Source organism: Nonomuraea sp. NPDC003754 (assembly GCF_053605785.1).
In genome coordinates this window covers 66,881-93,274 of record NZ_JBSGJX010000020.1, presented here as the reverse complement: position 1 = coordinate 93,274, position 26,394 = coordinate 66,881, and the positions used below count along the sequence as shown (strand labels likewise).

Below are 26,394 nucleotides of genomic sequence, written 5' to 3'. Positions count from 1 at the left end.
CTCCCCGTTCGTGCCGGCGTAGACCGAGGGGTCCTGGGCCTCGCCCGGGCGGGCGCTCGGCTGGTCGGGCGGCGCGGCGCGGGTACGGGCGCCCGGTCACGACCGCTGGAGTTCGGCCTGCCGCCTCCAGGGGGCCTGGTAGGCCCACTGCCAGGCCAGCTCCAGCGGTCCGCGGTCGAAGCGGCGCAGCCAGAGGGCGGCCAGCGTCATGAACAGCAGGCAGATGGCCGCCCATGCGACGGGCACCCACCAGGGTCGCAGCCCGTCGAGCCGGACGGCCAGGCCGAGCCCCCAGCCGTAGCAGAGCACGCTCGCCGCCAGGTTCTGGAAGACGTAGCAGGACAGCGCGGTACGGCCGACGCCGGCCAGCCCCCTGCGCATGACGCCCGGCGCGCCCTTCATTCCGAGCACGATCGAGGTGAGCAGCGCGAGCAGGCCCAGCGCGACCAGCGGCGGCAGGATGTAGCGGTCCACGGCGAACCACGCGGGGCCCGCGAAGGACGTGACCAGGTTCAGCGGGGCGGCCACCCCGAGCCCGGCGAGAGCCAGCTTCCTGCGCAGGCCCGCGCCCCTCTCCTCGAACACCCCGGCTCGCAGCAGCCGCGAGCCGAGCAGGAACAGCACGATCCCCATGGGCACGATGAAGACCAGCTCCGCGCGCAGGAGAAGGACGTGCTCCAGGCGCGCGGCCACCTGGTCGGTCCAGCCGCCCTGGCTGTAGAGGGTGACGGCCCCTGAGCCGCCGGGGGCGTCCTCCGCGAGCAGGGCCAGTGTCAGCAGCGCGACCAGGGTGACGTGCACCGTACCCGCGGCGACCATCCAGATCCGCACCGTGCGCTCGCTTCTGCCGATCAGGTACGCGACGACCATGGAGGTGATCGCGTACCCCATGAGCACGTCGAACTCGAAGATCAGGATGTAGTGCAGGAGTCCCTCGGCGAAGAGCAGGGCGGCCCGCCACAGGTATCTTCCCGGCCAGGTGAGGCCCTTGCGCACGGCGCTGCGGTACTGGAGTTCGAGCCCGATGCCGAACAGCAGGGTCAGCAGCCCGAGGAACTTGCCGTTGGACAGGAACCGCAGGAGGGTCTCCACCGTGCCCGGTGCGCCGCCCATGGCGAGTATTCCGGCGGGGCCCGCCGGATCGGTGAAGATCCAGATGTTCGTGCCGAGGGTGCCCATGATGGCGACACCCCGCAGCACGTCCAGCGCGTCGATACGTGTGGTCACGCATCAAGCCTTCCAGCGGCAGGAGACCGTGATCTCCTACCGCCAGACGAAACTGCGTGTACATCCATCGATGGACACGCGTCGCCTTCGGTCGTCTGGTGCTCGCCGCCGCTGGGCGGAACGAGCGGAACGAGCCGAGCGGGCGAACGGGGGGGGACGGCGGAGCGGGCGAGCAGACGGAGCGGACGAGCGGGGAGCAGACGAGCGGGTCGTTCCGCTGGCGGCTCCTGCCCGGCGGGATTTATCGGCGAACGTGGCGGAAGGTGGTTAGATCGGCCGCCGAGGGTGCATGGTGACGGTATGGGCATCACCACTCTCGCCGGGTGTGCACGATGAACGATCCGCACCGACGACGCCTGGTCGTCCTCGGCTCCCAGGACGCGGACGACACCGGAGAGCTGCTCGACAGCACGCCCGGCCTGTGGGTCGATGATCGCGACGATGACGACCCCAGGCTGTACCGCGCGGACGGTACGCAGGTCGACACCTGGCGCCAGCACTACCCCTATCCGGCACGCCTGCCGCGGCCGGCGTACGAGCACGACAAGCGCTTGCTGCAGATCGAGCTGCTGAAGCTGCAGTACTGGATCAAACGGACCGGCCTGCGACTCGTGGTGCTGTTCGAGGGGCGCGACGCCGCCGGCAAGGGCGGCACCATCAAGCGCTTCATGGAACACCTCAACCCGCGCGGCGCGACCGTGGTCGCGCTGGAGAAGCCCAGCGAACGCGAACGGAGCCAGTGGTACTTCCAGCGCTACATCGCCCACCTGCCGGCCGCGGGCGAGATCGTGCTGTTCGACCGGTCCTGGTACAACCGGGCGGGCGTCGAGCGGGTGATGGGCTTCTGCACCGAGGAGGAGTACCTGGAGTTCATCGAGCAGGCGCCGCGGCTCGAACGGCTCCTGGTCGAGTCGGGCCTGCATCTCATCAAGCTCTGGTTCTCGGTCTCGCGCGCCGAGCAGCGCACCCGGTTCATCATCCGCCAGGTCGACCCGGTCCGGCAGTGGAAGCTGTCGCCGATGGACCTGGCCTCGCTGAACAAGTGGGACGAGTACACCCGGGCCAAGGAGGACATGTTCCTGCACACCGACACCGACGTGGCGCCCTGGACCGTCATCAAGAGCAACGACAAGAAGCGCGCCCGGCTGGAAGCCATGCGTCACGTCCTGAGCCGGTTCGACTACGCCGACAAGGACGCCCACGTCGTGGGCACCCCCGATCCCCGGATCGTGATCTCCGCCGCCGACATCTTCGACGAGGATCACACCACCGACCAGGTACGGTGACCGGCCGGCTCGACCGAACCCCGCCCAGCCCGCGCACGACGCCCGCACCACGGAGAGCGGCCCACCACACCGATAGCCGGCCAACGCGCCCCACCCCAGCCGGCCCCACCCCGGACCCCACGCCTCGCCACCCCGCTAACCGGCCGACACACCCCAGCCCCAGCCGGTCCCCGTGCGCCTACGTCATCGGCGACCGACGTGGCCGAACGCCGCGCCGCCTGGCCAGCCTGGCTGCACCTGTACAACCATCACCGCGGACACACCGCGCTCGGAGGCCGACCGCCCGCCGGCCGCGTCACCAACCTCACGGGACAGAACACCTGGCCACCTGGGATGCTGCCCGAGCCGAGGGCTGACCCGTGTCTGCTACTGCGAGGTCGCGGGAAATGCCGGTCCAGGATGTCGGCCCACTCCGGCAGGATGACGAAACCGCCGCGGCCGCGAAACGTGTCGTCCTTCAGCGTGACCGGTTCCACCAGGGCCTTCACGAACGGGCTGTCGGCCTGCTCGGCAGGCAGGGCCCGCAGGGCGTTGTGGAAGCGCGCCACCGCGTCGGGGAAGAGTTGCCCGGCGCGTTCCACCTCCTGGCGCACCGTCTCGGCGCCGATCTCCATCCGCGGCCGGAGACTCCGATATGTTAACCGTGGTTCCCGTTTTTCTCTCAGAGAGGTACGCCAGTGGCCGAGTCCGATGAGCTGGAATCGCTCATCTCCCAGGGGCGCAAGCATGGGGTGCGCAAGCGCATCATCCTGTTGCAGGCTGCCCGGCTCTTCGTGGAGCGAGGTTACGCCGACACCGGAATCGACGACATAGGGGCCGCGGTCGGCATCAGCGGGCCTGCGGTCTACCGGCACTTCCCCGGCAAGCAGGCCATCCTCCTCGCCCTGATCGAGCTGTCGCTGGAGCGTCTGCGGGAGGGGACGCAAGCCGCGCTGGCCGACCAGGACCGGGAGCCTCAGGAGGCGCTGATTGCCCTGGTGGACTGGTTCTCCCGGTTTTCCGTCGAGAACCGGAGTCTGACTTTGGTCATGCAGGCCGAGCTGCTGTGGCTGCCGGAGCAGGATCGGCGGCGACTCAATCGCCAGATGCGGCAGATACGTGAGGAGTGGGTCGGGCTGCTGATCGAGGTGCGACCGGAGCTGTCCGACCTCGCGGCGCGGATCGCCGTCACATCCGTCATGGGGATGGTGACGTCGGTGCTCGCCGCCCGGCTGAGCGATGACACCCAAGCGCTGAGCGTGCATCTGCGGACCCAGATGATCGCCGTCCTGCATGCGCCGGCTGTCTTGTGACGGTTCCGGTTCGAGTAAAAGTTAACGTGTCTATACTTTTTCTGGAAGGGTGCTGCGGGAAGAGAGCGCGGACTCGGCGGACGGTCAGTGAGCGCTCGGCCTCGTGCGGGACGCCGTAGCGCCAGTCGTCGCAACTGGTCCAAGCCAGAACGAAGGGCAGAATTGATGGAACGCATGGTCGAGGCCAACGGGATCCGCCTGTGGTGCGAGACGTTCGGGGATCCGGCCGATCCCGCGCTGCTGCTCGTGATGGGTCTCGGTGCCCGAGGCGCCACCTGGCCCGATGAGCTCTGCCGGCTTCTCCAGGAGGGAGGGCGGCACGTCATCCGCTACGACAACCGGGACACCGGGCTGTCCAGCTGTGTCGATTACGAGGCCAAGCCGTACACCATGATCGACCTCGCCCAGGACGCGGTCGGCTTGCTCGACGGCTTGGGCATCGCCGCGGCGGACGTGGTCGGCGCGTCGATGGGCGGCATGATCGCCCAGGAGATCGCGCTCGAACACGCTGACCGGCTGCGCAGCCTGACGGTCATCATGTCGAGCGCCGAGCCTCTCGATCCCGTGACCAACACCTTCCGGGGCACGCAGCGGGATCCACGGCTGGCCGCCTGGGACGCCGAGCAGATCGCCAATCCGCCCAGCACCCGAGAGGAGCACGTTGAGGCACATCTGAAGCTGGCTCGCATTCTCACCGGACAGGTGACGGCGTTCGACGAGACCGCCACGCGTGCGCTCATCGAGCAGCAGATCGAAAGTGCCACCGATGCGGGCCACGCCTCGAAGAACCACGTCCTCGCGGCCTTCGCCTCTCGCGACCGCTCCGGGCTTGTCAGCTCGATCACCGCCCCGACTCTGGTGATTCACGGGTCGGACGATCCGATGGCACCCATCGCCCATGGCGAGGCACTGGCAGCGGCGATTCCCAACAGCGAGTTTCTGCCCATCGAGGGAATGGGGCACGGGTTCCCGCCGCCGGTGATTCCTCGTATCTCCGCCGCGATCCTTCGGCACACCGGGCGATAGCCGACAACCGCACCTCGACCACCTCCGGGTCCGGTGCTACCGCTCTGGGGGTCGACAGCGCGGCGGTGTGCGGGCACTCCTACGGCGGATGGCTCGCGCTGACCCACGCCCCGCACGCGCCCGCGCGGGTCCGGCAGCTGATGCTTGAGCATCCAGCTGGGACGACGCCGAGGGTCGCCGCGGGGCGCGCCGTTCGCCGAAATCCCGGGATCGGCTGACGGCAGGGCGAGCGTTCACCGGTTGACGATCGGCTGTCCATGGCCGCGGTGAAGGCTGTCGTGACCATAGCGACAGCACGGAGGAAAAGCCATGTCCTTGTACAAACTCGCCCTGAGCGTCTCCGCTCTCATGTTCCTGACCCTGAGTACGGCGGCCTGCGGCTCGGGAGGCGAGACTGCCGCCGTGGCCGACACCAAGGGCTGCAAGGAGATACGAGCCATCATGGCGAGCACGGTGACCCAGCTCCAGAGCAACGCCGAGGACCTGGAGGCGATGAAGCAGTTCTACGGCGACAGCGCACAGAAGATCAAGGAACTGGACGTCGACGAGAAGGTCGAGGAGGCCCAGGGCGCGGTCGTCTCCCTTTACGAGGAACTGGCGGGGATCAGCGCGCCAGAAGAGGCGGACCAGTACACCGACCAGGCCAGTGCGACCGTGTCGAAACTGAACTCGGCCTGCACCGCCTGAAGAACGACGTCGAGCAGGCTCAGGCCGATGGTGAAGGTCACCGTACCGTTCCTGATGGACGGCCTTGAGCCGCACCTCATGGGGGACCGCCGGCCGACTGCCGCCGGTTGCCCGGCCCAGGCGGCCCGCCTAGGAGGAGAGCTGTGCGGTTATAGATCGTTCATCAACCGTCAAAGTGGGGTTCGTAGGCTCTGACGCCATGAAGAAGATTGTGATGACCATCGCCCTGATGACCGCCGTACCCTTCCTGACCAGTTGCGGCTCCGCCTCCGCCGACGCGTGCAACGCCGCGGCAGCGGCCAGTGCGACCTGGGAAAAGGAGCTCGGCTCCGCTCAAGGCGCGGAGGCGGTCAAGGGCGTCAACACCACGTACAAGGCGGTGCTGGTCGAGCAGGCAGGCAAGGTGGACGGCGCGGTCAAGTCGGCCATGGACGACATGGCCGCTTCGCTCGACGCTGCCAACGCCGCCATCGACGCAGGCGACGAGGCGGGCATCGATGCGGCGCAGAAGGGCACGGACGCGAAGACGACGGCGCTGAACACCGCCTGCCAGGCGGGCTGACTCCCTCCCACACGCATCGAGCGGGTACGCGCCGCCGTGGAAGTCCACGACGGGTTCTGAGCATCTCCGGGGTCCGCGCCCACCCCGGAGACTCAACGGTCGGCCGCAGCAGCGAAGCGCCACGTCACCGCCACCTTCCGCCCTGACGGGGTAGCCGCCCTCGTCCCACCCCGCCGTGGACGAGAGCCGGACATGCCACAACTCTGCGTCGACGGCGAGCCGGGCCTCTGGCCGCAGGCGGTGAACATGACCGCGCTCGACCGCCTCACCGGCCGCCCCCGGCGCCCTCCGCCCCGTGAACGGCTGACGCTCCCCCAGCTCCTCGGCCTGCGTCGGTCAGCGCGCTGATCGGGTCGTCGTCGACCGACGGCCACTTCAGATCATCGAAGTCGACGACCTCGCCGGCCGGAGGCGCCGCGATCGCGACCTTCGCGCCCCAGCCGCTGTAGCGCGTGTCGACGATGTCGTGCACCGTGGCCTTGACCAGCTTGCCGTCCTTGGGCACCTCGGTTTTCAGGCTGTACTCCGTGATCAGACGGACAGGCAGCCGGTCACGGTCGACGAAGAGCCTGAAGGAGATCTTGCCCACCTCGGAGTTGCCGTACTTCTCCTTGTACAGCTCCTTCCCGCTGAGAGCGCCGCGGTACTCTCCGGCCCTGGCGAACGTGGCCTTCGCGATCACCAGCTTCAGGATCGCCGGGTTCAGGACGTCGACACGCTGGTCGCCGCGCTGCCCGTCGTTGTTCCACGAGGAGCTGCCGCTGAACCGGACCCAGTGCTTGCCTTCGGGCATGTCGCCCCACTCGAAGCCCTTCACGTAGGTGGCGCGGCCCACCTTGATCGCACGCAGCGTGGCCGGCTCGTAGTCCTCGCCTAGCCCGAGAGCCGCCTTCTGCTCGTCGGTGAGCTTCGTCTTCGACGTGAGGTCGTAGTCCACGGCCGCGGACTTTCCGAACCCGATCACGCCGCTGGTCCGGGTGAGGAAGACTCCTTTGATCCCGCTGACGGTGGTCCGGTTCGCCTCGGACACCCGGACGCCACGCCCAGGGGCGAACCGCTTCTGCACGGCCGTGACCGGGTCCTCGGGCGCGGCGGCCTGAGCTTGTCCGCCACCCGCGAAGAACGCGGCGACCACGGCCGTGACGGCAACGACTGCGACACGTTTCATGCGGAGGATCTTGTCGCTCCGGCGTCACGAAATGATCTCGAGCCGCATGCCGGCGAGCAGGGCGGGCTGTCCGTGCGCGGCGAGCTGGGTCTCTGTCGTCGCACACCAGGTGGAGCCGGTACGACAGGTACGGACTCGTCGGCGCCATGGACGATGACGACGCCCGCCGGGTGCCCGGACTCGCGCCTCAGACCGTCTACCGCCGCATCGACGCCAGACATGTCATCCACGACGACAAGCCCAGGGAGTTCATCGCCGCCGTCACCGATTTCGCCGACACGCTCATCCCGCAAGCTGACCCTCGGGCGGAGTCCCGAGGTCTCCAGGGGAGGCGGGGTCGCTCCCTGGCCCGCCGCGCGGGACGCCCAGGGCCCGGTGAGCGCACGGATCTGCTGTGAGGAATCGATTGCAGCTACGCTTTCCCTCCAGAGGATCCGAAACGGGGACAGGATGACGACGATCTACGATGTGGCTCGCCACGCGGGGGTGTCCGCCGCGACGGTCTCGCGGGTGGTGAACGGCCGGCCGAACGTGGATCCGGTGCTGGCCGAGCGGGTCAGGCGGGCCCTGACCGAGCTCGAGTACCGCCCCAACGCCGTGGCGCGCAACCTGCGCAAGAGCCAGACCACGCTGTGGGCCGTCATCATCTCCGACGTGGGCAACCCGTTCTTCACCGCGATGGTCAGGGGCGTGGAGGACGTCGCCCAGAAAGCCGGTTTCTCGGTCGTGCTGTGCAACAGCGACGAGGACCCCGCCAAGGAGGGCAAGTACGTCACCGCCGCGCTGGACGACCAGATGGCCGGTGTGATCATCTCGCCGTCCGGGCGGGCCACGCATGTCAACCGGCTGGTCGACGCCCGGGTGCCGGTGGTGGTCATCGACCGGCAGCTGCGCGGCATCGCCGTCGACACCGTGCTGGTGGACAACGAGCACGGCGCCGAGCTGGCCACCGCTCACCTCATCGACTCGGGGTATGAGCGCATCGCGTGCATCACGGGGCCGCGCAGGCTGTCGACGGCCGTCCAGCGGCTGCGCGGCTACCAGCGTGCGCTGCGCGGGCACCGCCGTGCCGTACGGGAAGAGCTGGTCAGATATGCCGACTTCCGGGAGGAAGGCGGGTATGCGGCGATGGAGGCGTTGCTGCGGCAGGACTCCCCGCCGGACGCCGTGTTCGCCGCCAACAACCTGATGACGGTCGGCGCCGTGGAATGCCTGGTCGACCAGGGTGTGCGCATCCCCGAGGAGGTCGGCGTGGTCGGCTTCGACAACATCCCGTGGGCGCATCTGGTCAGGCCGTCGCTGACGACCGTGGGGCAGCCCACCTACGAGCTGGGCCGTACCGCCGCCCTGCTGCTGGCCGAGCGGATCGCCGAGCCGTCCCGCCCGGCCGGCAGCGTCACCCTGCACACCCAGCTGCACGTCCGCGAGAGCTCCCGCCGCTGACCCCAGCGACTGCCGCCGCACCGGCGAACTGTCACTGACCCCAGCGAACCGCCGCCGACACCATTGACTCCGGTGTCTGCGTTCATTACGTTCTGGGCAATCAGCAATCGATTTCTCAGGGGTGCGCATGTCTGTGCCCGTCGTGCTCGGGGTCGACATCGGGACGTCCAGCAGCAAGGGAGTGCTGGTCGGCCTGGACGGCACGCTGATGCGGTCAGCGGTCCGCGAGCACGCGGTGGACCGCCCCGGCCCCGGGCGCTTCGAGATGGACGGGCGGCTCTGGTGGGAGGAGTTCCGCGAGCTGGCCCGCGAGCTCGGCCGGGACGCCGAGGTGGTCGCGGTCGGAGTGAGCGGGATGGGGCCCTGCGTCCTGCTCGCCGACTCCGCCGATCGCCCGGTGCGGCCCGCCATCCTCTACGGCGTCGACACCCGCTCCACCGCCCAGATCGCCAGGCTCGAACGCGAGCTCGGAGTGGAGGAGATCCGCCGCAGGGGCGGCTCCGACCTGTCGAGCCAGGCGGCGGGCGCGAAGATCGCATGGGTGGCCGACGAGGAGCCCGAGCTCTACGCGAGGGCGCGGCGGCTGTACATGCCCAGCTCGTGGCTGGTGCGCCGGCTCACCGGGGCGTACGTGCTCGACCACCACTCGGCCAGCCAGTGCACCCCGCTCTACGACGTCGGCCGTCTCGACTGGCACCGGCCGTGGGCGGACACGGTCGCGCCGGGCATCGAGCTGCCCCCGCTGCGCTGGCCGGGCGAGCCCGCGGGGACGCTCACCCGGCAGGCCGCCCGGGAAACCGATCTCCCGGAAGGCATCCCCGTGATCACCGGGACGGTCGACGCCTGGGCCGAGGCGCTCAGCGTCGGCGCCCACCACCCCGGCGATCTCATGCTCATGTACGGCACGACCATGTTCCTGGTCCACACCACGCCGGAACACCGGACCTGGCCCGGCCTGTGGGGGACCGTCGGTGCCCTGCCGGGCACCTACAACCTGGCCGGCGGCATGGCCACCTCCGGCGCGATCACCGCCTGGCTGCGCGACCTGTTCGGGGCCGCCTACCAGGAGCTGCTCCAGGAGGCCGACGCGTCCGGCATCGGCGCCAACGGGCTGCTGATGCTGCCCTACTTCGCCGGAGAGCGCACCCCGGTCATGGACCCTCAGGCCAGAGGCGTGATCGCCGGGCTCACTCTCTCCCACACCCGGGGCGACCTCTACCGGGCGGCGCTGGAGGCCACCGGCTTCGCCGTACGGCACAACGTCGAGACCATGCGGGCGGCCGGCGGCGACATCCGGCGCATCGTCGCCGTCGGCGGCGGCACCCAGGGCGGTCTGTGGACGCAGATCGTCTCCGACGTCACCGGTACACCCCAGGAGGTGCGCGCCACCTCGATCGGAGCCTCGTACGGCAGCGCCTTCCTGGCCGCCCGGCTCGTCGGTGAGGCGTCGATCGACGCGTGGAACCCCGTCCGGCACCTGGTGACCCCGCGGCCGGACGCGGTCACCCAGTACGACCAGCTCTACCGCCTCTACCAGCAGCTCTACCCGAGCACGGCCGGCATCGCGCACGCCCTGGCCGGCCGCCAGCATCGTTGACCCCCCACGTGAAGGGCAGCCCATGTACCGATTCCCCGAGCTCAACGAACCGCCCGCGGCGGAGCCCGGCGTCGTCTACACCGTCGCCAGCGGCGACCTGCGTCAGAGCGCCAACCAGACCTGCTGGCCGGTGCAGGAGAAACTGGAGAACGATCTCGCGGCCACGCTGCGCGACCTGGGCTGGTCGGTCCGGCGCGGCCACGACGTCGATCCCGACAAGGGACACGGCTTCATCGACAGCCAGCGTGCCGGCATCGAGGTGTTCAAGGCCCTGCCGCCGGACGCGCCGCTGATCGTGGTGGAGGCGGTCTGGCAGTACAGCCACCACGTGCTGGCCGGGCTGCGCAGCCACCGCGGGCCGATCCTCATCGTGGCCAACTGGAGCGGTCAGTGGCCTGGCCTGGTCGGCCTGCTGAACCTGGCCGGCAGCCTGACCAAGGCGGGCAGGCCGTACTCGGTGCTGTGGAGCGAGGACTTCACCGACGAGTGGGCCAGGCACGGACTGAAGACCTGGCTGGAGAACGGCGAGCTGACCCACGACACCAGCCACGTCACCAGGCTGGGCGAGCTGCCCCCGACCCCCGAGTCCGAGCTGGGCCGGGCGCTCGCCCGCCAGCTCGCCACGGAGAAGGCGATCATCGGCGTCTTCGACGAGGGCTGCATGGGGATGTACAACGCCATCATCGACGACGAGCAGCTCAACCCGCTCGGCATCTACAAGGAGCGGCTGTCGCAGAGCGCGCTCGTCGCCGAGATGAACCGGGTCGGCGACGCCGAGGCGCTCGCGGTGCGCGCGTGGCTCGACGAGGCGGGCCTGACCTTCCACACCGGCGCCGACGAGGCCACCGAGCTGACCGAGTCGCAGCTGATCAGCCAGTTCAAGATGTACGTCGCGGCGCTGCGCATCGCCGACGACTTCGGCCTGGACGCCGTGGGCATCCAGTACCAGCAGGGGCTCAAGGACGTGGTACCGGCCAGCGACCTGGTGGAGGGGCTGCTCAACAACGTCGAGCGCCCGCCGGTGCGCAGCCGCGACGGCTTGCGCGAGCTCTACGCCGGCCGTCCGCTGCCGCACTTCAACGAGGTGGACGAGGGGGTCGCGGTCGACTCGCTGATCACCAACAGGGTGTGGAGCGCGATGGGCCTCGACCCGGCCACCACGCTGCACGACATTCGATGGGGCGAGGAGTACGAGGGGCGGTTCGTCTGGGTTCTGGAGATTTCGGGGTCGGTGCCGGCGTCGCACAACGGCGGTTACGACAAGTCGTGGAGCATGCGGCAGCCGCCGATGTACTTCCCCCTCGGCGGCGGCACGCTGAGCGGCGTCTCCAAGCCCGGCGAGATCGTCTGGTCGCGGGTGTTCATCATGGACGGCGAGTTGCACGTCGACCTCGGCCGGGCGAGCGTGGTGGAGCTGCCGGAGGAGGAGACCAGGCGCAGGCTCGACGCCACCACCCCGCAGTGGCCGATCATGCACGCGGTGCTGCACGGCGTCACCCGCAACCAGTTCATGGCCCGCCACCGGGCCAACCACCTCAACGTGGCCTACGCCCACGACGCGGACAGCGCCGACAGGGCGCTGACGGCCAAGGCCGCGGCCTTCGCCGAGCTCGGCGTGCACGTGCACCTGTGCGGAATCTCCGCGCCTGTCCCAGGAGGGAGAGAGCGGTGAAGCTCTTACGCGTCCCGATCGCCATGGTTCTGCTGTCCGGTCTGGTGGGAGCGGGCCCCGCCCAGGCCTCGTCGGCCCACTCACCGGCCATCGTGGTGAGCAAGATGACCGGACCCGGCTCCGTCAGCGCCACCGACACCAACTGGAAGATCAAGGCCACCGATCTCGGCGTCATGTGGGACAACGGCAGCGGCGAGATCCTCTCCGCGTTCGGCGACACGTTCGGCGACACCTGGCGACCCCCTGGCGCCAACGGCGACGACTGGCGCAGCCAGGTGCTCCTGCGCAGCACGGACCCCGACCTCGCCGACGGCATGTCGTTCAGCAGCGCGGCCACCGACGCTCCCGGCCACGCCAAGGAACTCATCCCCAGCAAGAAGATCGACGGTGACGAGATCACCGTGATCCCCACGGCGGGCGTGTCGGTGGGGACACGGCAGTACCTCGCCTACATGTCCGTACGGCACTGGGGCGAGCCCGGAGTCTGGACCACGAACCACTCCTCGATCGCCTACTCCGACGACAACGGCCAGAACTGGGTCACCGGCGGCCCCCGATGGGACAACCCCGGCGGTGACAACCACTTCCAGATGGCGGCGTTCGTCCGGCGTGACGGCTTCGTCTACATGTACGGCACGCCGAACGGCCGCAACGGCGCCGCCTACCTGGCCAGGGTCCCCGAGGCCGCCGTGCTGGACAAGGCCGCCTACCGGTACTGGACGGGAAGCGCCTGGCGGTCCGGCCCTGACACGCTGGCCACCCCGGTGGTCGCGGCGCCCGTGTCCGAACTGTCGGTGCAGTTCAACGCCTTCACCGGCAAGTGGCTGATGACCTATCTGAAGGGCAGCGACGTGGTGCTGAGGACCGCGCCCGCGCCCACCGGCCCGTGGAGCGCCCCCGCGGTGGTGGCCGGCTTCGCCGACTTCCCCGGCCTGTACGGCGGCTTCATGCATCCCTGGTCGTCGGGGCCGAACCTGTATCTGGCGCTGTCGGAGTGGACGCCGTACAACGTCTATCTGATCCGCGTCACCCTGAACCGCGACGGGAGCATCACCAACCCGAACCTCGTCCGGGACCCCAGCTTCGAACGCCAGACCACGGGCACGGTGTCGGCGCCGTGGGCGGTGACCGGCAACGGCGGCATCGACCAGGCCACCTGGGCCTTCACCGCGGATCGCAACGGCTTCGTCAGGTACAACCGCGGCTGGCACGACCTGCACCAGACCGTCTCCGTCACCCCGCACACGGCCTACACGCTGAGCGGCTGGCTCAGGACCTCGCCCAACAACGACAACGGGTTCTTCGGCGTGCGCAACCCGGGCGGCCCGCCGTTCGCCGAGGTCAACTTCGGGGCCGTCGGCGGCTGGACGAAGTTCACCGTCACCTTCGACAGCGGTAGCCGCAGCTCCGTCGAGGTCTTCGCCGGGATCTGGACCGACAACGGCGACATGTGGCTCCAACTGGACGACTTCGCCCTGACCAGGACCTGACCTCATCGACGTGACAGTCATCTTCTCGCTTCTCATAGGAGGACCCGTGACCTACGGTCAGCACGGCAGCAGCCTGCGCGACCTTCCGCGCCTGCGTTCGCACCGCCGCAGGAGGGCGTCGAGCTGGGACCGTTCGGGCGGCAACGACGACCGTGTGACGGTCGCGCCGGGAGAGACGGTCACCCTCGCCGACATCCGCGGCGCCGGCTCGATCAACCACATCTGGATGACCGTGGCGCCCCGCGACCCCGGCACGCCCGAGACCCACGACCGGGACTTCCTGCGCAAGCTCGTCCTGCGGGTCTTCTGGGACGACAACGAACACCCCAGCGTGCTCGTGCCGCTGGGCGACTTCTTCGGCATGGGCCACGCCCGTACCGCCAACTTCGTCTCGGCACCGCTCCAGATGAGCCCGCAGGACGGCAAGGCCTTCAACTGCTGGTTCCACATGCCGTTCAGCAGCCGGGCCAGGTTCGAGCTGACGAGCGAGTGCGAGGCGGAGGTGCTCTGGTTCTACTACTACATCGACTACGACGAGTTCGACGAACTCGGTGAGGGGCTGGGCCGCTTCCACGCCCAGTGGCGGCGCGAGTGCCCCGCTGACGGTCTCGACCAGGGGCAGATGTCCAACGCCGAGTACCTGTTCGGCGGGACCAACCTCGACGGCGACGGCAACTACGTCATCCTCGAGGCCGAGGGCCGCGGCCACTACGTCGGCTGCGTCCTGAACGTCACCAACCTCCGCCGCACCTGCGACTGGAACTGGTACGGCGAGGGCGACGACATGATCTTCATCGACGGCGAGGCGTTCCCGCCGAGCCTGCACGGCACAGGGACCGAGGACTACTTCAACACCGCGTGGTGTCCCAGCCAGCCGTACCACGCCCCCTACCACGGGCTCACCCTGCCGGGCGGCGAGAACTGGTCAGGACAGATCTCGATGTACCGCTTCCACGTCGAGGACCCGGTGCCGTTCACCACCTCGATCAAGGTCACCATCGAGCACGGCCACGCCAACCGCCGCCAGGACGACCTGTCCTCGGTCGCCTACTGGTACCAGGAACTCCCGCACCGGCCGTTCACGCTCCCACCCGTCAGCGCGCGGCTGCCCATCTTGTGATCACCCGGGCCGCGCGCTTCCCGCACCCGGCGCCGTTCCTCCGCCGGCGGCCGGGTGTCCTCCAACCTGTCGCTCTGCGAGCCGTACCTCGGTCCGCGGCGCATCGACAGGGCTCACCCCCCACGTCACCGAAGGAGACGACGTGCGCACACAACTCATCCGGCTGATCGCGGCCGTGGCCGGCACCGCGGTGCTGGCCGTCGGCTGCGGGTCGGGCGGCACGGGCCAGGGCGCGGCAGGCGGCAAGGCCGAGATCACGCTGTGGCAGCAGAAGTTCACCGACCAGGAGGACGCCTGGTACAAGAGGGCTGTCGCCGCGTTCAACAAGTCGCAGGACAAGGTCGTGCTCAAGCATGTGATCGTGCCGGCCGACGTGTGGGACCAGAAGATGAAGGCCGCCCAGGCCGCCGGCAAGGCGCCCGACGTCTACACCGTCAACTACAGCAAGGTGCCCGGCTTCGCCCGCACCGGTCAGATCCAGGCGCTCGACCCGCTCATCCCGGCCGACAAGTGGGCCGGGCTGCAGGAGTCGGTGGTCGGCTCGGTGGAGCACAAGGGCAAGAAGTACGGCTACCCCATGCTGGTCGAGCCGTCGGCCGTGCTCTACTACCGCAAGGACCTGTTCGCCAAGGCCGGGCTCGACCCGAACAAGCCGCCGGCCACCTGGCAGGAGCTCATCGACTACGGCAAGAAGCTGACCACCAAGGACGTCGCGGGTGTCGTCACCGCCGCCAATCAGATCGACATGGCCTGGTCGACCTGGGGTCTGCAGTGGAACGCCGCCGGGCACCTGCCGATCAGCGACGACTGGTCCACGCCGCAGGCGGCCGACGCGAAGTACAAGCAACTGCTGCAGGTCTACCAGACGCTGTACCAGCAGGGGATCATGCCCAAGCAGCCGCTGGCGCCCTACGCCGACGCCAACCCGCTGGGTCAGGGCAAGACCGCGATGATGGTCTGCGGTTCGTGGGCGGCCAGCGTGCTGCTCCAGGACTACCCGAAGATGGTCGCCGACATCGGCGCCGCCGCGCTGCCCTCCTTCGACGGCGACACCACCAAGCCCACCGCCACGCTCGGCGGTTGGACGCTGGTCGTCGACGCCAAGTCCAAGAACGCCAAGGCCTCGGCCGACTTCGTCTCCTGGCTGCTGGCCGGTGACCCCACGCTGCTGGTCGAGTTCTTCAAGAACACCAAGTTCTCCAAGTACTCGCCGCGGGCGGCCGTGGCCGACGCGATCAAGAACGACCCGGCCGCGGCGGAGAACCCCTGGGCCCGGACGATCGAGGAGCAGGTCGTGAAGTACGCCAAGCCGGAGCCCGCCTATGACTGGGCCGTCAGCCTGGCCTTCGGCAAGGCCATCGAGAAGGCGCTGCAGGGCAAGGACATCGACCAGGCGCTCCAGGCGGCCGACGCCGAGATCAAGGACGTGATCGCCAAGAACAACCTGGCCGGACAGGGTTCCTGACCAGTGAGCCCGCTGCCGGTCCCGCACAGGACCGGCAGCGGAGAAAGGAGCGCCCGTGGCTGTCACGTCACTGCGGGCGGCACGCGTGGAACGCCGCGCCGGCGTCCGCGCCCGCCCAAGGCGGGAGAGCAGGGCGGCGTTCACCATGCTGGCGCCGCTGCTGGTCCTTCTCGCGGTCTTCGTGATCTGGCCGCTGATCCACGCGGTCTACATCAGCTTCTTCACCTGGAGCTTCTACGACCCGGCGGTGTTCGTCGGGCTGGAGAACTACATCAACGTGGTCACCGACGAGGAATTCGTCAACTCGGTGGTGCGCGGCCTGCTGTTCTCCGCCATGGTGGTCCCCGTCCAGGTCACGATCGCGTTCGTCTTCGCCAACCTGGTCAAGACGGTCAGCCGCCGGATGGCCGCCGTCATGAAGGTGACGATCTACGTCCCCGCCGTGATCTCCGAGGTGATCGCCGCCATCGTGTTCGCGCTCATCTACACCCATCGCGGCGGCCTGCTGAACTGGTTCCTCGACTTCTTCGGCATCGAGGCGGTCCCCTGGCTCGGCGACACCGCCACCGCGCTGCCGGCGGTGGCGATCCCCGCGATCTGGATCGGCATGGGTGTGGCGTCCCTGATCATGCTGGCCGGCCTGCTCGACATCCCGGAGGCGTACTACGAGTGCGCCTCGCTGGACGGGGCGGGGCCGTGGACCAAGATGTTCCGCATCACCCTGCCGCTGATGAAGAACGTCATCCTGTTCCTGCTGGTCACCGGCTTCGCGGCGTCGCTGCAGTTCCTCATCCTGCCGTGGCTCATGACGCAGGGCGGGCCGGTGAACTCCACCAACCTGCCGAACCTGTTCATCCTCCAGCACTTCAACACCGACCTGTACGTCGGCTACTCGATCGCCGCGGCGCTGCTGCTGTTCGGGGTGCTCGGCGCGGTGTCGGCGGTCATCTTCCGGCTGGTCAGATCAGAGAAGGCGATGGACGCATGAGAGGCGCGCTCGGCTGGATCATCCGGTACGGCCTGGCCGTGGCGATCATCGTCGCCGCGCTGTTCCCCCTGGCCTGGCTGGCAGTGGCCGGCTTCAAGGCCAAGACCGAGGTGGCGGCCACCCCGTTCCAGTTCTTCCCCGAGGTGTGGCGCTGGGACAACTACGCCCAACTGCTGGCCGACGAGGCGTTCGTGCGCGCGCTCGGGGTGACCTTCGCCGGGGCCGCCCTGTTCGCGGCGCTGAGCCTGGTGGTCAACGCGCTGGGCGCCTATGCCTTCGCCAGGCTGGAGTTCGCGTTCAAGCGGACGATCTGGGCCATCGTGATCACCACCATGTTCATCCCCGGCATCGCGATCATGCTGACCTCGTTCATCGTGGTCACCGAGCTGGGCATGCTGGACAGCATGGCGGTCCTGGTGGTCCCCGGCGCGGCCTCGGCCGTACAGGTCTTCTTCCTGCGCCAGTTCTTCCTGGCGGTGCCGACCGCGCTGGAGGAGGCGGCGCAGCTCGACGGCGCGGGGCCGTGGCGGATCTTCCGCCACATCTTCATCCCGCTGTCCAAGGGCGCGTTCGTGGTGGTCGGCGCCACCTCGTTCCTGCTGTTCTGGAACTCCTACGTCTGGCCGGTGCTCACCATCACCGACCCTGAGCTGTTCCCGATCCAGCAGTACCTGGCCACCTTCCGCTCCGAAAGAACCAGCGAGCAAGGCCTGCTCATGGCCGGATCCACGCTGGCCGCCCTGCCCGTCATCATCCTGTTCCTGATCTTCCAGCGGCACATCATCCGCGGCGTGCGCCTCTCGGGACTCAAGTGAACGCCCACCTCGGCAACGCCCGGCCGATATCCCACGACGAGGGCAGGCACGTGGCCATGCCCCTGGGCGGGATCGGCACCGGCAATCTGGCGATCTGTGCCGACGGCGCGCTCCGGCAGTGGCAGCTGCAGAACGTCGGCAACCATCGCGGCGTCCTGCCGTACACCTTCTTCGCCCTGCGGGTGAGCACGTGGGAGCCGCCCGCGAACGAGGTGTTCGTCCTGCAGGCGCAGGCTCCCGACGCCCCGGCGACGCCGCTGGTCGACGACGACCACGTGCCGGGGTGGCAGCGCGAGCTGCTGCGCGGCCATCGGGGGGTGACTGGGACGACCTTCCGAGGGCTCTACCCCTTCGCCCACGTGGAGTATCACGGATTGCCCGTCGAGGTCGGGCTGGAGGCGTTCAACCCGCTGATCCCGCTGGACGTGGACGACAGCTCGCTGCCCGCCGCGCTGTTCACCTTCACGATCAGCAACCCGGGGCCGCTTCCCGCGCAGGTGTGGCTGGCGGCGGCCGTACAGAACCCGGTCGGGCACGACGGCAGCACCCCTGTCGACGGCGTGCGCGCGCTCGGCTACGGCGGCAACACCAACCGGGTGCGCCGCGAGCGCGGGTGGACCTCGCTGGTCATGGACAACACCGCGGTCGACCCGGCGGCGCCCGGCGCCGGTCAGGCGGTGCTGGCCGTGGACGCGGCCGACGCCGTGACGATGCCGCAGTGGACGCATCCGGACGAGTTCCTCGCCTTCCTGGCCGGGCGCGCGGTCTACGCCGACGCCGAGAAGGCGCGGCACGCGCCGTGGCTGGCGGACTACCAGGGCAGCGGGCCGCAGCAGGGGTACGGCCCCAGCCCGGCCGGTCGGACGTGGAACGGGGGCGTGGTCGCCCGATGATCCTCCAGCCTGGCGAGTCCCGAAATATCCGGATTTGTCTGGCGTGGTATTTCCCCAATCGCTACGCCGACTTCGTCCAGTTCGGGCCGCCGAACCCGCAGTGGGGGCCCACCAGGTTCTGGCTGGGCAACGCCTACGCGACCAGGTTCGCCGACGCCGTCGACGTCGCAGGACACGTGCGCGAACAGTGGGCGCGGCTGCGTGACACGTCGCTGAGCTGGGTGGACACGCTGGCCGGCAGCAGTCTGTCTCCGGCAGCGGTCGAGCACCTGGCCGCGCAGGCGGCGATCCTGCGCAGCCCGTCCTGCTTCCGCACGGCCGACGGCGCGTTCTTCGGCTTCGAGGGAGTCCTCGGAGCCTCGACCGTGATGTGGTCGGGCGATGTCGGCGGATCCTGCCCGCTCAACTGCACCCACGTGTGGAACTACGCGCAGGCGGTGGCCAGGCTCTTCCCCTCGCTCGAAAGGAGCATGCGCGCCACCGAGTTCGACGTCATGCAGGCGCCGGAGGGCTACCTCCCGCACCGGGTGATCGCGCCCACCTACCTGCGTCAGCTCTGGGAGGTGCCCATCGGCGGCCCGGTCGAACCCGCGCTCGACGGCATGCTCGGCACGATACTCAAGACCTACAGAGAGGTACGGCACGGCGCGGACTGGCTGCAGCGGTACTGGCCGCGGATCAAGCGCCTGCTGGCCCATATCAGGGAGAAATGGGACCCCGACGGCAGCGGTGTGCTGGTCGGCGTTCAGCCCTCCACCCACGACATCGACCTGTGCGGGCTCAACCCGTTCATGGGCACGCTCTGGCTGGCGGCGCTGCGCGCCGCTGAGGAGATGGCGATCCTGATGGGCGAGCCCGCCATGGCGGCGGAGCTGCGCGAGCTGTTCACCAAGGGCGGCACGCGCTACGACGAGGCGCTGTTCAACGGGGAGTACTACACGCAGGTGCTGGAGGAGGGCGACTCGGCCGAGTTCCAGTGGCTGGAGGGCTGCCTGGCCGACCAGCTCATCGGCCAGTGGTGGGCCCACCAGCTCGGCCTCGGCCACGTGCTGCCGCGCGAGCACGTGGTGAGCGCGCTGCGCGCGGTCGTCAGGCACAACCTGCGTACCGGGTTCGACGGCTTCGACCACCCGTACCGGGTGTTCGCCGACGGCGCCGACACCGGCCTGCTCTTGTGCACCTGGCCGCGCGGCGGCAGGCCGCGGGTGCCGACCCGCTACTGCGACGAGGTGTGGACCGGCAGCGAGTACCAGGTCGCGGCCCACTGCCTGTGGGAGGGGCTGGAGGAGGAGGCCGGCGCGATCCTCGACGGGGTGTGGGCCCGATACGACGGCCGGCGGCGCAACCCGTACAACGAGATCGAGTGCGGCGACCACTACGTGCGCGCCATGGCCGGCTGGTCGGTGCTCGACGCGCTGTCCGGCGCCACCTACGACGCCGTCACCCAGCGGCTGACCGTGTCGCCCCGTGGGCACGGGCGGTGGCCGCTGCTGCTTCCGACGGGATGGGGGACCCTCATCCGCGACGACGACGGCGTGCGGGTCTCCTGCACCCACGGGGACCTGAAGGTTCACGTACAGGAGTGTTCGTGACTGCTGGCCTCTGAGTGATGAGGCGCGGGATCGCGGTGACGCCGGTGTGCCCTGGAGGGGTGGACACACCGCTGACCGACACCGTCGAGATCGCCGGGGGTGGACCAGCGCCCCCGCCGGCCGGGTCACCCGTACGGCTGGTGATGCGGGTCGGCCATTATGAGATGCTGGCGACGTTCATCGGGACCCTGCGCATCGCGCGCCCGACGCGCACCGGAGCGTTCGTGACTGACCTGCGGCCCCTGCCCAGCGGACGGCATCAGCTGACCCGCGAGGAGGTCGTGTCCTCCCAGCGCGCCCGCATGCTGAAGGCGATGTGCGAGTCGATGCTCGAACGCGGTTACGCCGGCACGTCGGTGACCGACATCGTGCGCCGCGCCGGGGTGTCGCGGGAGACGTTCTACCAGCAGTTCGCCTCCAAACAGGCCTGTTTCGTCCAGGGCCTCGACGAGGCGATCGACCTGCTGGCCGCGCTGCTCGACGCCGCGCGCGATCCCCGGCTCCAGCCGCTCGAACGCTTCCGCGTGCTGCTGCGGACGTATCTGCGCGCCCTGGCCGCCGAGCCGGCCCGCGCCCGGTTCTTCCTCGTCGAGGTCTACGCCGCCGGTCCCGAGGCGGTGGCCAGGCGCATGGAGATGCAGCGGCGCTTCGCCGCCGAGATCGGCGACATCTTCGAGGCGCGGACCGACGACGACAGGTTCGCCTGCGTGACCCTGGTGGCCGCCGTCGCCCAGCTCGTCACCGCGCACCTCATGGCAGACGATCTCGACGGCCTGGTGGCCCTGGAAGAGCCGCTGACCCGGATGGCCGAGCGGCTCCTCACGGTCAGCAGTCGGGGATGACGGCGCCGTTGTTGTCCCTGGCCTCGTCGTTGCCCCACCGGCTGAGGTAGTAGGCCGACACGTAGGCGCCCCAGCCGTTCTTGCCCGCGTACACGATGTCGAGGTCGGTCTTCAGCCACCAGTGGTTGTAGTTGCCCGAGCCGTCGCGGATCTCCTGGCCCCAGACCTTGCAGTACACGTAGTTGGTGCCCGCCTTGAGCACGCCCTGCGCGTCGGCGGTGTTCGGCTCCGCGTAGCCGGTGGCGTCGGCGAACGTGTCCACCCAGGACCGGCCACCGCCCGAGCACCCGTTGTCGCTGGTGAGGTAGCGCTGGTTGTAGTACGGGGGGTAGGGCGCCAACGACTGGCCGTTGATCACGATCGTCTGCCCGGCGCCGTTGTAGAGCTGCTCGTAGTGGATGTGCGGGCCGCTGGAGCCGCCGGTCGTGCCCGTCACGCCGACCTGCTGGCCCTGCGACACGGAGGCGCCGTGCGGCACCGAGAAGGAGGCCAGGTGGAAGTAGTACGTCTTCCAGCCGCCGCCGTGATCGATCACCACGTAGTTGCCGGCGCCCCCGGCCTCCCAGTAGCGGTAGGCGGTGCCCGAGGCCGAGGCCAGCACCGGGGTCCCGCCCGTCGCGCCGCCGTCCGACCTGACGAAGTCGAGCGCGAGGCGCACCTCGGTGGAGTGGTGGCTGTAGGTCCAGGTCTGGCCGCAGGGGAAGGGCGCCTTGAACAGCGGCGCCGCGTGGGCGGGGAGGGCGGGTAACAGCGCCAGCAGCAGGACGACGGCCGACAAGGCGAGACGTGCGGAACGCATGGGCGACTCCTAGGAGACCGGCAACCAGGGGAACTCGTGGAGGCGGTCGCGGACCGCCGCCGGCAGGACGGGCCCCATCGCCGCCCGGTAACCGGCCACGGCGTCCGCGGCCCGCTGGCGATCGCCGTTGAACAGCTCGTACGGGGTGGGGATCGGCAGCGGGAGCGGGGGACCGTACGGAACCCTCGGGGGTTGCGCGATGACGACGTCACCGGAGCCGGTCACCGCGTCGGGGTCGATGTCGTAGGCGTGGTCGCCGAGGAAGTAGCCGGCGACGCCGTTGGCGAAGCCCAGCAGGTTGGTGATCGGGTTCTCGGAGTGGCAGATGCCGTCGTTCTGGTTGCAGATCTGCTTCACCCGCAGGTCGCCGAAGCCGCGCGGGCCCTTCATGGTGATGCCGGGCACCACGGTGGGCAGGTTGGTCTCGATGCCGCCGGGCCCGCCGTTGACGCCGGTTCTGCGCGGGTCGCCGTACAGGACGCCGTTGATCAGTTGGTGCGGGATGTCGCCGGACCCGGACAGGGCGTGGAGCACGTCCCCCGCGACGATCGCCCCCTGGGAGTAGCCCGCGATCGTGATGCGGCTGCCGGGGCAGGCCGCGTGGAAAGCCCGCACCGCCCGGTCGAGGGTGGCGATGCCCTCGGCGACCGAGTCGTCCAGCGAGACCGGGTCGCCCGGGTAGGGGGCGATGGACGCCGAATAGCGGATCTTCGTGAAGCCGACGCCGGGGGGCAGGGTGGCGTTCGTCCGGTCGTAGACGTTGGCGTCCGGATCGAGGTGGCCACCCACCTCGAAGATCATCTTGGTGTCACAGGTGGCGGCCGCGGCGGGCGAGGAGATCCCCACCAGCCCGGCCGCGACTAACACTCCCGCTAACGCAGCTCTCATGACAGCCTCCTTGCCAAGAAAGTAATCGATTTCCCGACTCGTGTACACGGTCGTTCGCGAATCATCCCGGGCCGCTGCGGGAGGCGCGCCGACGGGGACGCGGCGGTGCCGTCCAGCCACCGTGGCTGTTCAGGCCGGAGTCCCGGATGGCCGACTCACAGAAGTCTTCAGGGGGCGCAGGTCGCACCGGGGGGCCTCGTCGCTCTCGGCTTTCTCCCAGACATCACGTGGTGGCTGACCAGGAACTACGGTCAGGCACAAGTGATCCCCAAGTCGGCGTGCTGATGCTGCTGCCATGCACGTCAGAAAGATCGTACGGTCGGCGACGTTGCTCGCCCTGACCGCGGCGCTCGTGTTCCCCGCCGGTCCTGCACATGCCGTGGCCGCGCGGAACACCGACTTCAACGGCGACGGCTATAACGACGTGGCCCTCACCTTCGCGTACCGGAGCTCGGGCGGGATCGCCGTGCTCTACGGCGGACCCAACGGGACCAGTGGCCACCACCTCATCCGACCCCCGGCCGGATGCGCCACGGTGGACAGGTGGGGCTCTACCGTCCCGTGCCAGTCTTGGGGGCTGACGATGGCCGCCGCCGACGCCAACGGTGACGGCAGGACCGACCTGTACTTCTCCGGGTTGAGCGAGGCGCAGGCCATGTCCTGGCAGTCCGGAGGGTTCGGGACGGTCGAGCGGCACGTGTCAACTGTCATGTACAACGGCAGGATGGAGGTCGGCCAGTTCGGCGGCCAGTTCGCCAACGACGTGGTCATGGCGGACACCGTCGTCCGCGGCGTCACCCCGCCGTGGACGGGCATCAGCGGCTGGTACGACGGCCAGGGGCAGTACAAGTCCTTCCCCTTGCCCGACACGGACGTCCGGGTCACCCGCAATGAGCCGAGGCACACCGCCTCCGGCAACGTGGACGGCGGCTATGACAAGGAGATCGCGATCGTTCAGGCCAGGTCGATGCGCGAGCCCTCGACCGGTGAGCAGTGGGTGGAGCACCACCTGGTGCTCGCCGACGACCTGGAGGAGAGCCCCGTCCGGATCATCGAGCTCGGCTCTCCGGCGACCTGCACCGCCTCGCCGTATCCCGCTCTCCGCGTTTGCCCGGAGTCGGACTCACAGGTCGTGACCGGCGACGTCAACGGAGACAAGTACGACGACGTCATCATGCTCACGCCCAGCAAGCGCACCCTGCACGTCTTCTACGGCTCGTCCTCCGGTCCGAGCACCGTTCCCGGCTTCACGGCGCGGGACGTGGACTGGGCGGGCGGCGTGCTGTGGCGCGGAGTGACCACCGGGGACGTCAACGGCGACGGGGCCGAAGACATCGTTCTCGGCAGGCCCGACGTCGGCGGCTCCACCGCTCCCGCAGGAGGCGCGGTCGTGCTGATCCCCGGGTCCCGCAACGGCCCGGCGATCGCGGACGGGCAGGTCATCACGCAGGACGGCGTCCGGCCGCTGTCCGGATCGGCTCCCACGCCGCTGCCCGATCCGATCAGCGAGCAGTCCGTTCGCGGCGACGCCTTCGGCGCGGCCGTCTCGGTCCTGGACGTTACCGGCGACGGCAAGGCTGAGCTCATCACCAGCGCGCCGGGTAAGAACGCGTGGCAGGGCATGCTGGCCATCGTCCGCGGCACCCCATCGGGGCTTTCCGCCACCGAGGCGCAGGTGATCCACCCATCGCAGATCGGGATCGACGTCGAAACCCCGGAGATGGGTCTGCATCTGCTGCGGTGAAGCCCAAGGCAGTGCGCGAGCGGTGATGGGGCCTTGCCTGTCTCGTGGGAATGACCCCTGGTGCACTCACGCAGGGCACTGACCATTCCCCGATGGTCATGCTCGAATCCGACGGAGTGGGCAACCTGGGCTCACTCCCACCGCAAGCCGAACCGGGGCCCGGGCGCGCTTGTCGTACGTGCATGGGGAAGGCCAGCCACGCTCCAGCGACAGCACCAAGCGGGTCAGACCCGAGCCGCCTGAGCACTCCTGCCCCGCAGATCGAGACTCGTGCGGCTTGACGCACGTGCTGATCCGGATTTGACCCTGACGTTGCGTCAGGCACCACGATGAACGCATGACCGACTACTACGAGGCATTCGATATCAGCCCTGTCCCCCCGCCCGGGCCCGACGCGACGCCACCTGAGATTTACCGGGGCATCTACGGCATGCCGATGTTCGTCACCGTGCCGACGCCGGACCTGGCCGCGTCCGTGGATTTCTGGACCCGCGGACTCGGCTTCATCGACCTGTTCACGGTCCCGGGCCAGGTCACGCACCTTCGACGGTGGGCGTTCCAAGACGCTCTGCTCGTCCCGACCGACGCCCTGCCGGCCCCTTCGACGGTGAGCATCGGCTTCAGTTGCGTGCTGAGCCAAGTCGACGAGATCGCGCAGGCGTGCACCGCACTGGTGCCCGGATGCACGACAGGACCGCGACAGACTCCGTGGAACACCGTGGAACTGGAGGTCATCACGCCGGAGAACGCTCGCGTGATCATGACTGCGGCCCGTCCCCTCGACCTCGACAGCGCCGAGGCACGCTACCTCGAAGCAAACGGCTTCACGCTTCCCAAGGGGTGAAACCGGGTAAGTCAGACGCGCATGTCAGACTCGGCAGCGTGACCGACACCGCGATGGACGATGCCGCGGGACCCGGCGGGCTGACCGTCGGGGCCGCGGCATCGCACGTGGAAGTCACCGTCCGCACCCTCCATCATTGGGACGCGATCGGGCTCGTCCGCCCGTCCGGGCGGACCACCGGCGGTTACCGGCTCTACTCCGCGGCCGACATCGCACGCATCCACCGGGTGCTCATCTACCGCGAGCTCGGTCTGTCGCTCGACGACATCAGTGAACTTCTCGATGCTCCGACGGTCGATATGACCGTGCCGCTGAGACAACAGCGCGCCCAGCTCCTCGATCGCATCTCCCGCTTGCAGGCAATGGTCGACGCGGTCGATCGCATGATCGAAGCAGCACGCACCGGCATCCTGCTCTCCGCGGAGGAACAAGTCGCGATCTTCGGGCAGCGCTGGAAGCCGTCACTGACCGCGGGCGCACGTGACCGGTGGGGCGACACAGCTCAATGGGCACAGTACGCCGAGCGCGCCGCGGGCATGACCCCCGAGGACTGGCAGCGGATCGCCGACAACATCGCAACGCTCGAGCACGACCTGGCAGCAGCCAAGCGCGCCGGCGTCAGGCCAGGCAGCGCCGAAGCCAACGCTCTGGCGGAACGACACAGGGCCTCCATGGACGCGTACTTCGACTGCACCCTTTCGATGCAGGTCTGCCTGGGAAGGAAGTACGCCGCCGATCCTGGCTTCACGGCCTACTACGACGCAATCGAGCCAGGCCTGACCATCTGGCTCCGTGACATCATCGACGCCAACGCCCGCGATCGAGGCATCGACCCGGATTCGGCGAGCTGGACCTGACGCACCCACTGTGGCGCCGGCGTAGCCGGCGGGCCTGCTCCCCGGCGCTGACCAGCAGGGCGGTGGCGGCATCGACCTCCGGCTTGGCGCACAAGCT

General features: G+C 69.2%; 25 protein-coding genes. 20 read left to right on the top strand and 5 right to left on the bottom strand.

Annotated features, from left to right (window positions below; genetic code table 11):
- Window positions 1-96: 96 nt before the first annotated feature.
- A complete protein-coding gene (locus ACWEVS_RS24685) occupies window positions 97-1,227 on the bottom strand; it encodes a DUF418 domain-containing protein (protein WP_452553519.1) in 1,131 nt (376 codons plus the stop codon).
- A gap of 332 nt (window positions 1,228-1,559) precedes the next feature.
- Here ACWEVS_RS24685 and ppk2 point away from each other — a divergent pair, with 332 nt between their 5' ends.
- On the top strand, window positions 1,560-2,513 hold the full coding sequence (gene ppk2 / locus ACWEVS_RS24680; RefSeq protein WP_449929598.1) for a polyphosphate kinase 2: 954 nt from the start codon (window positions 1,560-1,562) through the stop codon (window positions 2,511-2,513).
- 248 nt (window positions 2,514-2,761) lie between these two features.
- Here the strand turns inward: ppk2 and ACWEVS_RS24675 are convergent, their stop codons facing one another.
- Window positions 2,762-3,127, bottom strand: coding sequence for a hypothetical protein (locus ACWEVS_RS24675; protein WP_452553596.1), 366 nt, complete (start codon window positions 3,125-3,127; stop codon window positions 2,762-2,764).
- A 63-nt stretch (window positions 3,128-3,190) separates the two neighbouring features.
- Here ACWEVS_RS24675 and ACWEVS_RS24670 point away from each other — a divergent pair, with 63 nt between their 5' ends.
- From ACWEVS_RS24670 to ACWEVS_RS24655, 4 genes are all read left to right on the top strand, one after another.
- Complete coding sequence (locus tag ACWEVS_RS24670; RefSeq protein WP_452418509.1) at window positions 3,191-3,805, top strand: TetR/AcrR family transcriptional regulator; 615 nt, start codon at window positions 3,191-3,193, stop codon at window positions 3,803-3,805.
- A 165-nt stretch (window positions 3,806-3,970) separates the two neighbouring features.
- A complete protein-coding gene (locus ACWEVS_RS24665; RefSeq protein WP_452553518.1) occupies window positions 3,971-4,831 on the top strand; it encodes an alpha/beta fold hydrolase in 861 nt (286 codons plus the stop codon).
- 309 nt (window positions 4,832-5,140) lie between these two features.
- Window positions 5,141-5,518 (top strand): hypothetical protein, encoded by a 378-nt coding sequence (locus ACWEVS_RS24660; RefSeq protein ID WP_452553516.1) that lies wholly within the window; start codon window positions 5,141-5,143, stop codon window positions 5,516-5,518.
- A 214-nt stretch (window positions 5,519-5,732) separates the two neighbouring features.
- The gene (locus tag ACWEVS_RS24655) at window positions 5,733-6,080 is read left to right on the top strand and encodes a hypothetical protein (RefSeq protein ID WP_449929606.1); all 348 of its coding nucleotides are present in this window, start codon (window positions 5,733-5,735) and stop codon (window positions 6,078-6,080) included.
- 265 nt (window positions 6,081-6,345) lie between these two features.
- Here ACWEVS_RS24655 and ACWEVS_RS24650 read toward each other — a convergent pair whose 3' ends face one another.
- The gene (locus ACWEVS_RS24650; protein ID WP_452553515.1) at window positions 6,346-7,248 is read right to left on the bottom strand and encodes a hypothetical protein; all 903 of its coding nucleotides are present in this window, start codon (window positions 7,246-7,248) and stop codon (window positions 6,346-6,348) included.
- A gap of 146 nt (window positions 7,249-7,394) precedes the next feature.
- Here ACWEVS_RS24650 and ACWEVS_RS24645 point away from each other — a divergent pair, with 146 nt between their 5' ends.
- From ACWEVS_RS24645 to ACWEVS_RS24590, 12 genes are all read left to right on the top strand, one after another.
- The gene (locus ACWEVS_RS24645) at window positions 7,395-7,646 is read left to right on the top strand and encodes a hypothetical protein (protein ID WP_452553513.1); all 252 of its coding nucleotides are present in this window, start codon (window positions 7,395-7,397) and stop codon (window positions 7,644-7,646) included.
- A gap of 52 nt (window positions 7,647-7,698) precedes the next feature.
- Entirely contained in the window at window positions 7,699-8,691 is a 993-nt protein-coding gene (locus ACWEVS_RS24640; RefSeq protein ID WP_452418518.1) for a LacI family DNA-binding transcriptional regulator, read from the top strand.
- 127 nt (window positions 8,692-8,818) lie between these two features.
- Window positions 8,819-10,288: an FGGY-family carbohydrate kinase gene (locus tag ACWEVS_RS24635; RefSeq protein WP_452553511.1), complete on the top strand. Its 1,470-nt coding sequence runs from the start codon at window positions 8,819-8,821 to the stop codon at window positions 10,286-10,288.
- Between the two features lie 22 nt (window positions 10,289-10,310).
- Entirely contained in the window at window positions 10,311-11,960 is a 1,650-nt protein-coding gene (locus ACWEVS_RS24630; protein WP_452553509.1) for a hypothetical protein, read from the top strand.
- On the top strand, window positions 11,957-13,450 hold the full coding sequence (locus ACWEVS_RS24625) for a DUF4185 domain-containing protein (protein ID WP_452553507.1): 1,494 nt from the start codon (window positions 11,957-11,959) through the stop codon (window positions 13,448-13,450). The genes ACWEVS_RS24630 and ACWEVS_RS24625 overlap by 4 nt, the downstream gene beginning before the upstream one ends.
- A gap of 46 nt (window positions 13,451-13,496) precedes the next feature.
- Window positions 13,497-14,570 carry a glycoside hydrolase family 172 protein gene (locus ACWEVS_RS24620; RefSeq protein ID WP_449929620.1) on the top strand — a complete coding sequence of 358 codons (1,074 nt, stop codon included), beginning with the start codon at window positions 13,497-13,499 and terminating at the stop codon, window positions 14,568-14,570.
- Between the two features lie 142 nt (window positions 14,571-14,712).
- Complete coding sequence (locus tag ACWEVS_RS24615; RefSeq protein WP_452553505.1) at window positions 14,713-16,035, top strand: extracellular solute-binding protein; 1,323 nt, start codon at window positions 14,713-14,715, stop codon at window positions 16,033-16,035.
- A gap of 55 nt (window positions 16,036-16,090) precedes the next feature.
- Window positions 16,091-17,023 carry a carbohydrate ABC transporter permease gene (locus tag ACWEVS_RS24610; RefSeq protein ID WP_449929624.1) on the top strand — a complete coding sequence of 311 codons (933 nt, stop codon included), beginning with the start codon at window positions 16,091-16,093 and terminating at the stop codon, window positions 17,021-17,023.
- A complete protein-coding gene (locus tag ACWEVS_RS24605; protein ID WP_449929626.1) occupies window positions 17,020-17,838 on the top strand; it encodes a carbohydrate ABC transporter permease in 819 nt (272 codons plus the stop codon). Before ACWEVS_RS24610 ends, ACWEVS_RS24605 begins: the two co-directional genes overlap by 4 nt.
- Window positions 17,835-18,731, top strand: a complete 897-nt coding sequence (locus ACWEVS_RS24600) for a GH116 family glycosyl-hydrolase (RefSeq protein ID WP_452553504.1) — start codon at window positions 17,835-17,837, stop codon at window positions 18,729-18,731. The genes ACWEVS_RS24605 and ACWEVS_RS24600 overlap by 4 nt, the downstream gene beginning before the upstream one ends.
- Window positions 18,728-20,323, top strand: a complete 1,596-nt coding sequence (locus tag ACWEVS_RS24595) for a GH116 family glycosyl hydrolase (protein ID WP_452553502.1) — start codon at window positions 18,728-18,730, stop codon at window positions 20,321-20,323. Before ACWEVS_RS24600 ends, ACWEVS_RS24595 begins: the two co-directional genes overlap by 4 nt.
- Before the next feature lie 17 nt (window positions 20,324-20,340).
- The gene (locus tag ACWEVS_RS24590) at window positions 20,341-21,165 is read left to right on the top strand and encodes a TetR family transcriptional regulator (protein ID WP_452418528.1); all 825 of its coding nucleotides are present in this window, start codon (window positions 20,341-20,343) and stop codon (window positions 21,163-21,165) included.
- Here ACWEVS_RS24590 and ACWEVS_RS24585 read toward each other — a convergent pair.
- Together ACWEVS_RS24585 and ACWEVS_RS24580 are read right to left on the bottom strand one after the other, a co-directional pair.
- Entirely contained in the window at window positions 21,149-21,964 is an 816-nt protein-coding gene (locus ACWEVS_RS24585) for a M23 family metallopeptidase (protein WP_452553501.1), read from the bottom strand. The two genes, ACWEVS_RS24590 and ACWEVS_RS24585, sit on opposite strands and share 17 nt — an antisense overlap.
- Before the next feature lie 9 nt (window positions 21,965-21,973).
- Entirely contained in the window at window positions 21,974-22,852 is an 879-nt protein-coding gene (locus ACWEVS_RS24580; RefSeq protein ID WP_452553499.1) for a cutinase family protein, read from the bottom strand.
- A 295-nt stretch (window positions 22,853-23,147) separates the two neighbouring features.
- Here ACWEVS_RS24580 and ACWEVS_RS24575 point away from each other — a divergent pair, with 295 nt between their 5' ends.
- The 3 genes from ACWEVS_RS24575 (at window position 23,148) to ACWEVS_RS24565 (ending at window position 26,297) form a co-directional block, all read left to right on the top strand.
- On the top strand, window positions 23,148-24,596 hold the full coding sequence (locus ACWEVS_RS24575) for an FG-GAP-like repeat-containing protein (protein ID WP_452553498.1): 1,449 nt from the start codon (window positions 23,148-23,150) through the stop codon (window positions 24,594-24,596).
- Window positions 24,597-24,933: 337 nt separating this feature from the next.
- Window positions 24,934-25,440, top strand: coding sequence for a VOC family protein (locus ACWEVS_RS24570; RefSeq protein WP_449929640.1), 507 nt, complete (start codon window positions 24,934-24,936; stop codon window positions 25,438-25,440).
- Between the two features lie 38 nt (window positions 25,441-25,478).
- A complete protein-coding gene (locus tag ACWEVS_RS24565) occupies window positions 25,479-26,297 on the top strand; it encodes a MerR family transcriptional regulator (protein WP_452553497.1) in 819 nt (272 codons plus the stop codon).
- The last annotated feature ends 97 nt before the right edge of the window (window positions 26,298-26,394 follow it).

Coding starts and splice junctions, on each gene's coding strand:
- ppk2 (WP_449929598.1), top strand. CDS start 1,560: ATGAACGATCCGCACCGACGACGCCTGGTCGTCCTCGGCTCCCAGGAC.
- ACWEVS_RS24675 (WP_452553596.1), bottom strand. CDS start 3,127: ATGGAGATCGGCGCCGAGACGGTGCGCCAGGAGGTGGAACGCGCCGGG.
- ACWEVS_RS24665 (WP_452553518.1), top strand. CDS start 3,971: ATGGAACGCATGGTCGAGGCCAACGGGATCCGCCTGTGGTGCGAGACG.
- ACWEVS_RS24660 (WP_452553516.1), top strand. CDS start 5,141: ATGTCCTTGTACAAACTCGCCCTGAGCGTCTCCGCTCTCATGTTCCTG.
- ACWEVS_RS24655 (WP_449929606.1), top strand. CDS start 5,733: ATGACCATCGCCCTGATGACCGCCGTACCCTTCCTGACCAGTTGCGGC.
- ACWEVS_RS24650 (WP_452553515.1), bottom strand. CDS start 7,248: ATGAAACGTGTCGCAGTCGTTGCCGTCACGGCCGTGGTCGCCGCGTTC.
- ACWEVS_RS24645 (WP_452553513.1), top strand. CDS start 7,395: ATGGACGATGACGACGCCCGCCGGGTGCCCGGACTCGCGCCTCAGACC.
- ACWEVS_RS24640 (WP_452418518.1), top strand. CDS start 7,699: ATGACGACGATCTACGATGTGGCTCGCCACGCGGGGGTGTCCGCCGCG.
- ACWEVS_RS24635 (WP_452553511.1), top strand. CDS start 8,819: ATGTCTGTGCCCGTCGTGCTCGGGGTCGACATCGGGACGTCCAGCAGC.
- ACWEVS_RS24630 (WP_452553509.1), top strand. CDS start 10,311: ATGTACCGATTCCCCGAGCTCAACGAACCGCCCGCGGCGGAGCCCGGC.
- ACWEVS_RS24605 (WP_449929626.1), top strand. CDS start 17,020: ATGAGAGGCGCGCTCGGCTGGATCATCCGGTACGGCCTGGCCGTGGCG.
- ACWEVS_RS24595 (WP_452553502.1), top strand. CDS start 18,728: ATGATCCTCCAGCCTGGCGAGTCCCGAAATATCCGGATTTGTCTGGCG.
- ACWEVS_RS24590 (WP_452418528.1), top strand. CDS start 20,341: ATGAGGCGCGGGATCGCGGTGACGCCGGTGTGCCCTGGAGGGGTGGAC.
- ACWEVS_RS24585 (WP_452553501.1), bottom strand. CDS start 21,964: ATGCGTTCCGCACGTCTCGCCTTGTCGGCCGTCGTCCTGCTGCTGGCG.
- ACWEVS_RS24580 (WP_452553499.1), bottom strand. CDS start 22,852: ATGAGAGCTGCGTTAGCGGGAGTGTTAGTCGCGGCCGGGCTGGTGGGG.
- ACWEVS_RS24575 (WP_452553498.1), top strand. CDS start 23,148: ATGCACGTCAGAAAGATCGTACGGTCGGCGACGTTGCTCGCCCTGACC.
- ACWEVS_RS24570 (WP_449929640.1), top strand. CDS start 24,934: ATGACCGACTACTACGAGGCATTCGATATCAGCCCTGTCCCCCCGCCC.